The following is a 13,284-nucleotide window of genomic DNA, read 5'->3' as shown; positions in this document are numbered from 1 at the left end:
GCCATGAAAAGCTCCGTCAGATTTCCTCAGATGCCTGCGGCCACAGCCGAAGACAGATCTGTGTGCCTGGAATGGCAAGGATTGCAGCATCAGTCGTATGACTCGGTCGACAGCCTGCTGCACGAGTTCACCCACGCGGCCCCGGCTCAATCCACTGGCCATACAGCTACGGTGGAAGTCACCGTGGTGGGCCAGTATGACGGCTTGCTGCCGTTGAGCCATTATCTGCTGTAAGGCAGTGACGCCCGGTACTGGTATGCCACCACCCGCGCTCATGCAAGAATCTGCGCAAGCGCCTCCGAGTAGGCTGCGGCAATTGCCGCCCAGTCTCCCTCCGCTTCGACGCGACGGCGTGCGTTGTGCACCATGCAATCGCGTTCTGCCTGCGTAAGCTGCAACATCGCTTCGATGCCATCGCCGAAAGCGTCTGCGTCGGCCGACACGTATTCCTGACCGGCGCGGTAGCCCAGGCCGCGTGCGCCAAATTCGGTGCTCACCACAGGCAGGCCGACTGCTGCATATTCGAGCAGCTTCAGGTTTGTCCCGGATCCTGAAATCACCGGGTTCAGGCCCAGGTCGCAGATGGCAAGCCAGGTGGCCTTTTCCGCTTCGCTCACGATACCCACGAGGCCAACGTTCGCCGGCCGCTCCCATGCCTGGACCGCGTGGCAGACCGAACCCAGCAACAGGAAATGGACCGAGGGCACCCGCGCGGCCGCCTCGATGACGAGGCGTGCGGCATCGATATTCGGGCCGTGAGCGCTACCCATGAAAAGCGCCAGTGGATGCGCCACGCGAAGCGCCGAGCGGCGACTCTGTGTCTGCGGGGCAGCACGCAAAGGCGTCGCAGCGACATCGATGCCGTTCGGCACGACGATCAGCTTCGCGCCGTCTTCTGCTGCCACATAGAGTTCGCCCATGCGCTCGCGGTCCCGCACCGAGCATGCTGTGACGAGTGCCGCGTCGAGCACGGCGCGCCGTTCCAGCGCCGACACCTGATCGATCGCCCAGCGATGCGAGCCGTAAATATCCGCCTTGAGATCGGCCTCGACGTTGTGCGCCTCATAGACGAAAGCGCGGGATGAGACCTTACGCAACGCCGGCATGGCGTATGGGTGGGAACACACCATCAGGTCGGCGCGGCGTGCCAGCGCGTCAATGGCGTCGAGCCATTGAGGCGCCGTGGTCGGATGCAGCGCCGCTGCGAGATCTTCAACGGAAGTGCCGAGCGTGTTCTCCAGCTGTTGCTCGGCCTCGGCGAACGCCTGCGATTTCGGCACCAGTTCCTCGCTGAAATCGGCAGCAAGACTGCGCACGCCGCGCAGATTCGATGGCGCCAGATTGACGAATTGCACCTGGAACTGTTCGGCAACACGCGAATAGAGCCCGTGCAACCGTAATTTTCCGCCACTGATCACCGGTGCGATCGGATAGGTGTTGATGACCCCGAGAACAGGCTTTGCACGCCGGGCGACAACACTGGGCGCAGCCGGCTTCGCGGAGCCAGCTGTCGGGCTGCCTGCGGCGGGTTGCTGGCAGCCCGTGAGCAACGCATCGCACAGGGTGTTCCAGTTCAGGTGCGCCATGCGCGCGCGGGCAGCCAGACCCATGTCCAGTGCCGCCGACAGATCGCCGCAGACGCGGCGCATCGCGCCAGCCAGCGCTGCGGCGTCGGGCTCGACAACGAGACCGGAGCGCTGATGCTCGATCAGTTCGAGCGGACCGCCTGAATCAGTTGTGGTGATGACCGGCTTTGCCGAAAGCATCGCTTCGAGCGTGATCAGACCGTAGTCTTCGTCACGTGGTACGAACGGCACGCAGACTGCCCGCGCGTACTCCTGCGCCAGCACGGCATCGGGAATCCGCCCGAGAAAGCGGATACCGCTGTGGCCAGCCGCCGCCTCGCGCAGCCGTGCTTCATCAGGTCCGCTGCCGGCAATGTGCAGCGGCACGTCTACGTTGCTCTGCCTGTAGGCCTCGATGATGAGGTCGATACGCTTGGCCGGATCGAGACGGCTTGCGCTGAACAGGGTCTGCTGTGGCCCCGGTGCGAGACCTTTCAGACTGGTCGGATGGTGATGGACCGCAACCTTCACGCCGGGCGGGAAATAGCCATCGCGCGCCGCGACGACCTGCGAAATCGCAGCATAGTGCACAATTTTGTCAGGCCGCATCGCGACTGCGTCGAGCAGACGGATGGCCGCGCGCGTCACAGGCCCGGGAAAGGTCCAGCAAGGCGCCTGCGGCGAGCGCTGCCAGGCCGCGTCGAGCGCATCGAGCAGATCGTCGAACTCGATATTTGCTGGACGACAGTTCGCCAGCGCGTCAATGATGCGCACCGGCACGCCAAGTGAGAGCAGGGCGTCCTGATCGAAGTGCGTCGGCATGCCAGGCGGATAACAATCGTACAGGCCGCGCAGCGTATGCTGAAGATACACCACATGATTGCGGTGCCGGATCGCCCACGCCGGGTACTTGGTGCTGATGACCAGGTCGAAGTGGTTAAGGTCGAGCTGGGAAAAATGGCGATAGCTGGCCAGCAGCTCACCCATGCTTCGCTCGTGACTCGGCACCTTCAGCAGGTCCGCCTGAATCCCCGGACGCGCGTTCAGCGCATCGAGCAGACCCCACCACAGGTTCTCTGCGCCGCCGATCACAAAGGGCACCGGGCTCGGTGCAACAATGGCAATTCTCATGGGAAACCGGGTCAAAGAGGTTGGGTAAGCGCGTCGACAACGTGACGCCACGAGATGTCCGCCGCGCGGTAGGCTTCGCGGCCACGGAACCCCGCATCGGCGGCCTCGCGCGGATGTTCCGCAAGCCAGTCGAGGCGTTTCGCAAGTGCGTCAGCGTCGGGCGTTTCTACCCAGCCTGTCTCGCCATGGCGAACGAACTCCAGCGGGCCGCCGGAGTCGGTGCAGGTAATAACGGGCTTTGACGACAACATCGCTTCGAGTGTGATGTATCCGTAGTCTTCGTCGAAAGCCGGAAACGCGACGGCGAGCGCACGCGCGTAAAAGGCACGCTTTTCGGCCTCAGTAACATGCCCGATCAGCGATACGCGATTGCTGACACCATGGCGTTCGATAAGCGCGGCAAGCGCATCGCGCTGGCCACCTTCGCCGGCAAGCAGGATCTTGAGCGACGAGCGCATGCGCTGTGCCGCCTCGATCAATAGCGACTGGCGCTTCAGGGTTTCCAGACGGCTCGGAAAGAACACGTACGGCAAAGCGGCTTCGCACCGGAACGACTCGGTCTGCGCCGGCGGGTGATAGAGCGGCGTCGCGACAATCCGGTTGAAATCATGCAGCCGCGCGGCGACACGCCGCGAATTGGCGAACACCCGGTTCGCACGTGAGAGTGCGGCGTTGTCGAACGCGATCACCTGTTCGCGCAGCCGGGTCAACTCAACGCTCGCCTGCGAGGCGTCGTACAGCTCGTAGACGACGCGGTGCTGATGCATCACCCATACCCGGTGATCGGGATGGGCGACCCCGTAGCCCGGGAACTGCAAGCTGATCACCTGATCAATCGTGACGCCGTTGGGGCGCACAAAATCCAGCGACGCTGCGTGTTCCATCGCTCGCACGATGTCCTGTTCTGGCGAGAACCGGAACGGCAGGCGTAATAACTCGACATCATGCCCTGCCTGCTGCAACGCACGGACCACGCCGGCGATGTGATATGAAGCACCTCCGTGCATGAACGGCACGAGGTTGGCCGTCACCAGAATTTTCACGCCTGAACCCCTGCTGCCGCCCCCTTGCGCCCCAGGACTGCGAAGTCCTGTGGACCGCACAGATGCCCATTGACGCGCTCCGTGAGCGGATCGTTGCCTGGCACCTTCGCTTCTTCCGGGTAAGGGCTGCTGCGAATGATGTCAATCGCTTCAAAGCGGTGATACTTCAGCAGGAACGAGATCGCGCTCGGCGTGACCGGATTGCGGTGCGTAAAGTCGTGATAGAACGTGTGACTGCCCACCAGCACGTTTTCCGGATTTGGCGTCTCGAATAGTACTGAGCCGCCCTCCACCAGCACGCGATAACTCTCCTGCACGAGCGCGAACAGATAGTCAAACGGCAGATGCTCGATGATATGAAAGCCGGTGACCGCGGCGACCGAGCCGGTGGGGAGACTGCGCAGGTAATTGAGTGCGTCCGTGCACCGTACGTTCAATCCCTGTGCGAGGCAGGCCTCGACCATCACGCGGTTGACATCAATGCCAATCGCGTCGCGGCCGTTCTGCCGTGCATACGATAGCCATTCACCCCGGCCACAGCCGATATCCACGATCTGATGCGTCAGTCCACCTGTTTGTGGAACACATGTCGCAAGCCAGTCGTTATAGATGCCCAGTTTCCCGAGCACACTCTCGCGAGTCCCGCGATTTGCATCTTCGAACGCGAGATAGTATGTGTCGATTATTTCTGGCGACACCACCGGCTTGGGTACAAGCTCATCCTGCATATCGAGCACGCGCCGTGACAGTTTCTCGACCTGCTGGCCGTGTCGCAGCACGACGTCGACGGTGTTTTCAAAGCGGCCTCGCCATGCGACCAGCGAACGCTTGACCGCACACCGCGCGTAAAGTCGGTCGACATATCGCCCGGCACGCGAGGCGACAGCTCCCAGTCCCGCGCGGCGCAGCAGGCGATCTGCCGCCGCCAGCGCGACGGCGAGCTTCAGCCCTGCCATGGGCACGGCAGCGCGGCGTCCCTCTTCCGACCTGCGCAGCTTCGCCAGCACGACGAGCCGGCCCGTACCGCGCGCCAGCTGGCTCGTGTAATTGGCGCGGCCCGCCCCGTCAGGCTCGCGCCGCAACAGGAGCCGATACGCGGCGTCGACAAACTCGTGGTTGTCGATGACGAACAGGCGTTCGATGGCGCCACCATCGGCAAGGTCTGCTGCATCCGGCGCTGATACCGATCCGGAGACCGGACGATCCAGGGTGAGCATTGCGTCCGTGTCGCCGGGAGAGGCATGCGCGGCAGCCTCGGCCTTGACGCGCGCAATGAGGTCTTGAAGTACCGCGTTTGTCATGGTTCTTGTAACGTGGGTTCTACGAAATCCCGTACAGGGTATTGTTCAAACCGGACCGGCACGTAGCACAGTCCGGAAAATGGCACGTCACTGAAGCCGGCGATCTCGAAGGTCGCGGCGGCATCCCACCAGTGCTGGCAGTCATGCACATGGGTATCATCCGAATGCAATGCGACGGTTACCGTATATTTGCCGGGAGAGAAATTCAACGGCAGCGAGAAGCGGCAACACGCGCTGTTGCCTGCCAAAAAGCGCGCTTCCCTGCGCAACAGGGCGGTATTGGTGCCGAACACGTCCTGTCCGAACCGGTCGCGAATCAGGATTCCCACCGAAAGGTCGGCATTCTGGTTTGACTCGCATTCGAGGTCGATCGTGATGTCTTCGCCAGACGCAAAACGCGTGGCGGGTCCGAACTGGTTTGCCAGCACCACGCTCCGGATCCGCGTGCGCAACGCACCGTACGAATCAGGCGCCGACTGGTCCGCCTGCGGCGCTTCGTCGTCGATACCGGCAATCAGCCGGTAATAGATCTGCGCTGCCTCATCTGGCAAGCCGTCGAATACGATCTTGCCGTCCGACAGCAGGATCGCCCGATCGCAGAGCAGCTTCACCGAATTGATGTCGTGAGACACGTACAGGATCGACCCGCCATTGTCGCGGAACTCGCGGATTCGTTTCAGACACTTCTGCTGGAAGCGAGCATCCCCAACCGCGAGCGCCTCGTCAACGATGAAGCAAACGGGGTCCGCGTGAATGGCCACCGCAAAGCCTAGCCGCATGACCATCCCGGAAGAATAGGTGCGCAGCGGCGCGTCTATGAACTGGGCCAGTTCCGAGAAAGCGACGATGGCGTCGAATCGTTCCTCGATTTCAGCGCTGGTCATTCCGATCAGCCGTGCGTTGACGGCGATATTCTCCCGGCCCGACAACCTGCCGTCGAAACCGGTACCCAGCTCAAGCAGGCCGGCAATGCGCCCACAGCGCTCGATCGTTCCGGCATCGGGCATCAGCACGCCGCTCACGAGCTTAAGCAATGTGGATTTGCCCGCGCCGTTCTGTCCAAGGACGCCGATCGCCTCCCCCTGTCCGAGCGCAAACGAAACGTCTTCGAGTGCGACATGCACGCGATGCCGCTTCTTCCCGAAGAGGCCTTCCATAAGACGATCGGAGGCCCGGTTGTATATCCTGAAACGCTTCGACAGACGCTCGACTTCCAGCACCGGTGAACCGTTCTGCACACGACCTGTCACAACGTATCCCTCAAATCGGATTGCAGACGACTCAGCAGCAGGCGGCTTGCAAGCAGGCTGACGCACGCTGCCAGAGTGAGCCCGATCAGTTCCTTCGCCGGCGGATACTGGTGCCATACGATGATGCCGTGCACGGCATCGATGGCCCAGAAGATGGGGCTGAAGTGCAGCGCGTTCGCGGCCCAGGGAGGTAGGATCGATGCGAGGTAGACGACCGGTGTCAACCAGAAGCCGAACTGCAGGAGGACATTAAGGACATTCTTGATGTCCGGAATGAATACGTCCAAGATACCCAGGATGATGCCAACACCGTACGCGAATGCGCTAAGGAACAGTGCGATAACGGGGAGTACCAGCCATTGCACACCGATCGGGTGACCGATAATCACCAGGAAAACAGCGAAAAAAGCCATGGTGATGCCATACACCACCCACTCCGCGATCACAATATGAAGCGGCATCACCCAAAGGTCGACGCTGATCTTGCGGATCAGATGCGCCTTTGAACCATAGACAGGCGTAAGCCGGTTCAGCAGGTTAGCGAACAGGTTCCATGTGAGGAGGCCGCCTATCAGATAGACCGTATATAGATAGGGATCCGCATCCGCACCAATTCGTGTCCGCATGAAACGGGAAAACACAGTGCTGAACAGCACCACAAAAGTCAAAGGCTGGATCAGCAGCCATGCGGCGCCGAGCGCGTTTTCGCGGTGCCGGTCAACGAGATCCTGGCGCGAGAGGAGCAGTACATGCGCGAGACTAGTTCTTAATGTATGCATGAACGAATTTGAAATGAACCGCTACGCCTGCCAGATCCGACGCTGTCAGGCGACGATCTGCCGATAGACGGCAAGCGTTTCGTCGGCGGTACGTTGCCAACTAAAGCAGCGAGCGCGGGTGCTTCCGGCCGCAATCAGCCGGTCGCGCAACGCACCGTCGTCGAGTAATGCCTGCATGGCTTCGGTGAAGCCGTCGACATCGGCCGGGTCGCGCATGATACATGCATCGCCCGCCACTTCCCGCAGAGCCTGGGCAGTCGAGCACAGCACCGGGACGCCGGAAGCCATTGCCTCAACGACCGGCAATCCAAACCCCTCGTAGACCGATGGATACACGATCGCAAGCGCACCCGCAGTCAGAAGCGGGATTTCATCGTCGCTTACATAGCCCAGTTTGCGCACGGTACCTTCGCGCAATCCGGGCTCGATTGCGACGTCCAGGGAGTCGGTCAGCCACCCGTCGACACCAATCAGGGTAAGCGGGAACCTGCGACGTACCGCGGCAGGCAGGCGTGCATGCGCAGCCAGCGCAGTATGCAGATTCTTGCGCGGTTCCAGCGTGCCCACTGCCGCAAAGTACTGGCCATGCACAAGGCCATGGCGGTTCAGCACGTCACGGGTCGTATCGGAAGAATGCGGCTGAAAGCGCGTCGACACGCCATTTTGCACAACCTTGATTTTATCGCTCGCGACCGGAAAGCAGGCCTGCAATTCATCCCGCACAAAATCCGATACGACGATAACCCTGTCCGCGCGCTCGAGAGCCCGCGGAAAGTTTGCGCGCAGAAGCGCAAGGCGAGGTGCCGGATGATACTCGGGATAGCGCACCCAGGATACATCGTGTGCGGTGATAACAGTGGGGCCGCGAAACCGGAACGGTATGAAGTTCGGATCGTGATAGATCTGCGGGGCTCGCTGCCGTCGAATGCCTGAATCAAAGCGATGTTGTTCGACGTGCGGCATGAAGCGGTAGGTGCCGGGCAGGTATTTGCGCGCAAAACGCTTGACACCCGCCGCAGCCACTGTGCGCCACGACCTCATTCCCATTGCCCCCGCCGACGGTGAGGCACCGCCGCCCTCACTGGATGAAGACCAGTGCGTCCCATAAAAGAACCGCACGCTATGTCCCAGCTGAACGAATTCGCGGGCGAGATGCGACGCGTATTGCCCAATACCGGTGAGTGGTGTGAGTAAGGCACGCCCACCCATTGCGATATCGAGTTGAGCGTCAGAATTATGTTTTTCGAGCATCTACTGCCTGCAATTGGGGATTCTGAAAGCAGCGCAAGTATCCGGCTTGTTTTCCCGAATTGATGTGACAGCCATCACATTTTTCGGTTTGTCGATGGATCAGAATGGGCGCCTTCGCAACGGTCGACGCTGCGGTGTCGATCAGAAAACAAATCAAAGTGCAGACCAGCCGAGAGGTGTCGCGGGCAGCCAACGCGACAACAGGAAAATGACAAACAAAGTCCGGGTACCTTCGAACGAGATCGTTCAGGCGTTGTTGGGTTACCGTCGCGTGTTCCGCACGCTAGGTATCTTTAGCATGCTCATCAACCTGCTGATGCTCGTGCCGTCGATCTACATGCTGCAGGTCTACGACCGCGTCCTGCCCAGCCGCAACGGCGTCACGCTTGCGATGCTGACGCTGATGATGCTTGGCATGTACGTTTTCTCAAGCGTTCTGGAATACGTGCGCAGTTTCATCGTTATCCGGATTGGCCGCAAGCTTGACATGCATCTGAATACCCGGGTGTATACGGCAGCGTTTGAAACGAATCTCAAGCAGCAAGGCGTCAATGCTGGCCAGTCGCTGAACGACCTGACCACTATCCGGCAATTCGTGACGGGCAATGCATTGTTCGCGTTCTTCGACGCCCCGTGGTTTCCGATTTACCTGGCCGTCATTTTCATTTTCAACGTGTGGCTCGGCGTCTTTGCGTTAGCCGGCTCTGTGATTCTCATTGCGCTGGCGATCGCCAACGAACGGGTTTCGCGCCGCCCGCTGGCCGAAGCGACTGCGTTGTCGATCCGCTCAACCACGCTCGCCACCTCGAACCTGCGCAACGCCGAAGTCATCGAAGCGATGGGCATGTTGCCCAACCTGATGGCGCGCTGGTCGGTACTCAACGCCGGATTTCTCGCCCGGCAGGCTGAAGCGAGCGAGAAAGCAGCGGTGGTGGGCAATGTCACGAAATTTTTCCGGCTGTCCCTGCAGTCGCTGGTACTGGGGGTCGGCGCACTGCTCGCAATTGACGGCAAGGTCTCGCCGGGCATGATGATCGCCGGCTCGATCCTGATGGGCCGGGTGCTGAGCCCGCTGGAAATGGTCATTTCCGTCTGGCGTCAATGGAGCGGCGCGAGAAGTGCGTATGACCGGCTCGTCGAGCTGCTGGAAAACAATCCGGTGCGCCGTATAGGCATGAGCCTGCCGGCCCCGACAGGGCGCCTGACGCTTGAGGCAGTGAGCGCGGCGCCGCCGGGCTCGCGTCTTCCTGTGGTGCATGGCCTTTCCTTCACGATTGACGCGGGTGACATCGTTGGCGTTATCGGGCCAAGCGCATCCGGAAAGTCGACGCTCGCGCGGCTCATGGTCGGAGTATGGCCCGCAGCCGTGGGGACAGTGCGGCTTGACGGAGCCGACATCTATCAGTGGGACAAGGACCAGCTGGGACCGCACATCGGCTATCTCCCGCAGGACATTGAACTGTTCGGCGGCTCAATCGCGGAAAACATTGCGCGCTTTGGCCAGATCGAATCGGAAAAAGTCATCGATGCCGCGAAACTCGCGGGCGTCCACGAGATGATCCTGCGTTTGCCGCAGGGCTACGACACACTCGTCGGTGACCGTGGGGCGGGGCTTTCAGGAGGTCAGAAACAGCGTATCGGTCTTGCTCGCGCGTTATACGGTGACCCGAATTTTATCGTACTCGACGAACCTAACTCGAACCTGGATGAGACAGGCGAGGCAGCACTGAAGCAGGCAATCGAGCGTTTGCACGGCGCCGGCAAGACCGTTGTGCTGATTACTCATCGGACCAGCATCATTGCGGCCACCACCAAGCTGCTGCTCCTCGTAGAAGGCCAGCTCAGGATGTACGGCCCGACGCCGCACGTGCTCGCAGCATTGCAGAACGCCCCCGCACATTCAGCCGCCGCAGAGCCGGCCGCGGCAAAAACGACACAACCCGAAAACCATCAGCCATCCGCCGCTGAAACGGCAGAGGCAGCAGGCTGACCGCAGAGTGTTCATGTTCAATTTCACAAACAAGAAAGTAGCGGTGCCCGCCGTCGAGGTGTTCGGCTCCGCGTTGCCGCCTGTCGTCGATATCGACGAATCGCGATACGTCAAACTCGGTTGGACCGTCGTTCTGGTAGGCGTAGTGGGCTCGCTTCTGTGGGCCGCGCTTGCCCCGCTTAGCAAAGGTACGGCGGTTCAGGGAACGGTTGTCGTGGCAGGAAACCGCAAGACAATCCAGCACCCGACCGGCGGCATCATTCGCGACATACTTGTGCAGGATGGCGATCGGGTGAAGGCTGGACAGGTGCTCGTCAGAATGAACGACGTCCAGACGCGGTCACAGGCCGCAACCATCCGGGCGCAATACCTGACGGAACTCGCAACGAAAGCGCGCCTCGTTGCCGAAACAACGAATGCGAAGGAGATCACCTTTCCGCCCGAGCTGATGGATCGGGTCGCGGCCCACGACCAGGAGGCTGAGGACGACGTCAGGCTGCAAGAGCAACTGCTGACTTCACGACGACTGGCACTGAAGGCGTCAGTCGGCGCGTTGGACGAGAACATCGCCGGATATCGTGCCCAGCTGGCAGGGCAAGCCGATTCGCGCGTACAGCAACTGGCAGAGCGCAAGACGCTACAGGATCAGCTGGCCGGCGTGCGGCAACTTGCGGGCGAAGGTTACGTGCCACGCACCAAACTACAGGATCTCGAGCGCCAGGAAGCCGCGCTCAATAGCGAGATGTCGAGGCAGACCGGCGCCACCGGGCAAATGGCGAGCCAGATGGCCGAAGCACGTCTGCATATCGCGCAGCAGCAGGAAGACTATTTGAAAGACGTACGCACGCAGCTAAGTGAGGTACAGCGCGATACCGAGGCCCTGCGCAGCCGTCTGAACGAAAGCGAATTTGAACTTGCTAACAGCGAGGTCCGCTCTCCCGTCGACGGAACAGTCGTTGGCGTGAACGTATTCACCAACGGCGGCACGGTTGCAGCAGGTGCAAAGCTGATGGACGTGGTGCCAAGCGGCGAGCCGCTTGAAGCAGAAGGCCGGTTGCAGATCAATCTGGTTGACAAGGTTCACGAAGGCATGCCGGTCGACCTGATGTTTACCGCATTCAACCAAAACAGTACGCCGAGAATACCTGGGACGTTGACCTTCGTGTCCGCAGACAGTCTGGTGGACGATCACACCGGCGCCCCGTACTACCGGGTGCGCGCCAAGGTTTCGCAGCAGGGCATGAAGCTGTTACGGAATCTGAACGTCAAGCCGGGCATGCCAGTCGAAATATTCGTCAACGCAGGCCAGCGCTCGATGCTGAGCTATCTGCTCAAGCCGATCATCGACCGCTCGCATACCGCATTGACGGAGGACTGAAGTGCGAGACGTGCTTACAACCCTACTGACGGGCAAGTCGTCTCGCGCCCGCCCTGGCCGGACCGTTCCCATCGGCCCACGGCTGCGCGCCATCGCGCTTGCGATGTCGATCGGCGCCGCGCTCATTGCGCCGCGTGCGGCGCACGCGCTTGGTCTGGCCGACGTTTATGAGGCAGCGCTAGGTCACGATCCGGTCTTCGCAGGGGCGGCGAAGCAGAAGGAAGCCGATGACGCGAACGTTGCGATCGGCCGCTCCTACCTGCTGCCGAACCTGTCGGCAAACTATTCCAACTACCGCGATGCGACCGGCACGACGACTCTCGGACAAGGGACTGATCAACAGACCTACCACGCGTATTCCGAGGGCGTTTCGCTCCGGCAATCCCTGATTAATTTCGAAGGCATTGCGCGTTACCGCTATGGGAAGGCGACGGCACTGGCCGGCGACGCGACGTTCGATGACCGTAAGCAGGAATTGCTCGTACGGGTATTGGCCGCCTATACAGACACCGTCTTTGCCCAGGAGCAATTGGCACTCGCTATCGCCCAGAAGAAGGCGTTCGATGAGCAGTTCGCGGGCAACGAAGCTATGTTCAGGAACGGTGAAGGAACGCGCACCGACATCCTCGAGACGAAATCGAAGGCGGAACTGGCGCAGGCAGACGTGGCCGACGCGCGCGACAACGTCGATAACGCGGCGCACATGCTTGAGGCGATTACGGGTTTGCCCGCGTCCCTGGACGTCGCCGGTCTTGACCGGCTGAAGGACAGCTATCAACCGACACTGCCCTCGCCGCCCAGCTTCGACGAATGGCGCGATATTGCCCTGGAGAACAATGCCCAATTGATCGCTGAACGACACTCTGTTGAGGCAGCGCAGCAGCAGGTGAAGGTCGTGCGGGCGGGCTTTTATCCGCGCGTGGACCTTGTGGCCAGTATAGGCAAGAGCCAGTCCAGCACAGTCTATTCGATCGGCCAGCGCTATCTGACCAAATCGGTCGGCGTTGAAATAACGATACCGCTGTATTCGGGCGGACTCGTGCAGGCGTCGTCCCAACAGGCACAGGCTAACTACGAGCGCGCGCAGTTCGAATTGCAGGACAAGACCAACAACGTGTTGCTTGATTTACGCAAACAGTACAACCTGTGCGTGAGCAGTCTGACACGAATCGACGCGCTCAGGGGCGCGGTGGACTCGGCCACCCTGCAGATTACGGCGACCCGCAAAAGCGTGCAGGCCGGCATGCGCACGAACCTCGACGTACTGACAGCAACAGAACAGCTCTATCAGTCCAAACGCGATCTGGCGCGCGCGCGTTTTCAGTACTTGCAGGCGGATCTGCAACTCAAGCGGGCAGCGGGGATATTGACGCCGCAGGATCTGTATGAGATGGCACAGTGGTTTATGCCGCCTGACCAGTCGGCGCCGCTTGCTAAAGCCGCAAACCCGACTCCCCTGGTACGTTGAACCGGGACTACCGAATCACGTCAGGTCACGCGAGGAGCGTCCCGCGACCAGCCTGCACCGTTAAACGCACATCCAGTTCATTTTTCGGAAAGATTGTGCTTGCCGGCACAATCTTGCGTGGGTATCTG

The 13,284-nt window shown here is 60.9% G+C and carries 10 protein-coding genes; 4 read left to right on the top strand and 6 right to left on the bottom strand.

All coding sequences use genetic code 11. The annotated features are described in order from the left end of the window. The first annotated feature begins 3 nt into the window (after positions 1 to 3). Complete coding sequence (locus tag OKW44_RS00050; protein WP_162633937.1) at positions 4 to 234, top strand: hypothetical protein; 231 nt, start codon at positions 4 to 6, stop codon at positions 232 to 234. Between the two features lie 38 nt (positions 235 to 272). On the opposite strand, the gene OKW44_RS00045 is transcribed toward OKW44_RS00050, so the two are convergent. Genes OKW44_RS00045 through OKW44_RS00020 form a run of 6 tightly spaced genes read right to left on the bottom strand, consistent with a single transcriptional unit; the run spans position 273 to position 8,320 of the window. Next, positions 273 to 2,696: a glycosyltransferase family 4 protein gene (locus OKW44_RS00045; RefSeq protein WP_051103782.1), complete on the bottom strand. Its 2,424-nt coding sequence runs from the start codon at positions 2,694 to 2,696 to the stop codon at positions 273 to 275. An 11-nt stretch (positions 2,697 to 2,707) separates the two neighbouring features. Further along, positions 2,708 to 3,739: a glycosyltransferase family 4 protein gene (locus OKW44_RS00040; protein ID WP_018420466.1), complete on the bottom strand. Its 1,032-nt coding sequence runs from the start codon at positions 3,737 to 3,739 to the stop codon at positions 2,708 to 2,710. Continuing rightward, complete coding sequence (locus tag OKW44_RS00035) at positions 3,736 to 5,040, bottom strand: methyltransferase domain-containing protein (protein ID WP_018420467.1); 1,305 nt, start codon at positions 5,038 to 5,040, stop codon at positions 3,736 to 3,738. Before OKW44_RS00035 ends, OKW44_RS00040 begins: the two co-directional genes overlap by 4 nt. Further along, complete coding sequence (locus OKW44_RS00030) at positions 5,037 to 6,260, bottom strand: ABC transporter ATP-binding protein (protein ID WP_035470830.1); 1,224 nt, start codon at positions 6,258 to 6,260, stop codon at positions 5,037 to 5,039. Before OKW44_RS00030 ends, OKW44_RS00035 begins: the two co-directional genes overlap by 4 nt. A gap of 26 nt (positions 6,261 to 6,286) precedes the next feature. Further along, positions 6,287 to 7,069 carry an ABC transporter permease gene (locus OKW44_RS00025; RefSeq protein ID WP_018420469.1) on the bottom strand — a complete coding sequence of 261 codons (783 nt, stop codon included), beginning with the start codon at positions 7,067 to 7,069 and terminating at the stop codon, positions 6,287 to 6,289. A gap of 45 nt (positions 7,070 to 7,114) precedes the next feature. Beyond that, on the bottom strand, positions 7,115 to 8,320 hold the full coding sequence (locus tag OKW44_RS00020; protein WP_035470704.1) for a glycosyltransferase family 4 protein: 1,206 nt from the start codon (positions 8,318 to 8,320) through the stop codon (positions 7,115 to 7,117). A gap of 208 nt (positions 8,321 to 8,528) precedes the next feature. On the opposite strand from OKW44_RS00020, the gene OKW44_RS00015 reads away from it, so the two are divergent. The 3 genes from OKW44_RS00015 to OKW44_RS00005 are packed head-to-tail and all read left to right on the top strand — an operon-like array spanning position 8,529 to position 13,156. Beyond that, the gene (locus tag OKW44_RS00015; RefSeq protein ID WP_018420471.1) at positions 8,529 to 10,310 is read left to right on the top strand and encodes a type I secretion system permease/ATPase; all 1,782 of its coding nucleotides are present in this window, start codon (positions 8,529 to 8,531) and stop codon (positions 10,308 to 10,310) included. A gap of 13 nt (positions 10,311 to 10,323) precedes the next feature. Next, positions 10,324 to 11,688: an HlyD family type I secretion periplasmic adaptor subunit gene (locus tag OKW44_RS00010; RefSeq protein ID WP_018420472.1), complete on the top strand. Its 1,365-nt coding sequence runs from the start codon at positions 10,324 to 10,326 to the stop codon at positions 11,686 to 11,688. A 1-nt stretch (position 11,689) separates the two neighbouring features. Beyond that, the gene (locus OKW44_RS00005; RefSeq protein ID WP_239499081.1) at positions 11,690 to 13,156 is read left to right on the top strand and encodes a TolC family outer membrane protein; all 1,467 of its coding nucleotides are present in this window, start codon (positions 11,690 to 11,692) and stop codon (positions 13,154 to 13,156) included. Positions 13,157 to 13,284: the final 128 nt, after the last annotated feature.

The sequence above is a fragment of the Paraburkholderia lebeckiae genome, assembly GCF_050436325.1.
Lineage (GTDB): Bacteria > Pseudomonadota > Gammaproteobacteria > Burkholderiales > Burkholderiaceae > Paraburkholderia > Paraburkholderia tuberum.
Note: the sequence above shows the minus strand (reverse complement) of the source record. Positions and strands in the feature narration are given on the sequence as shown.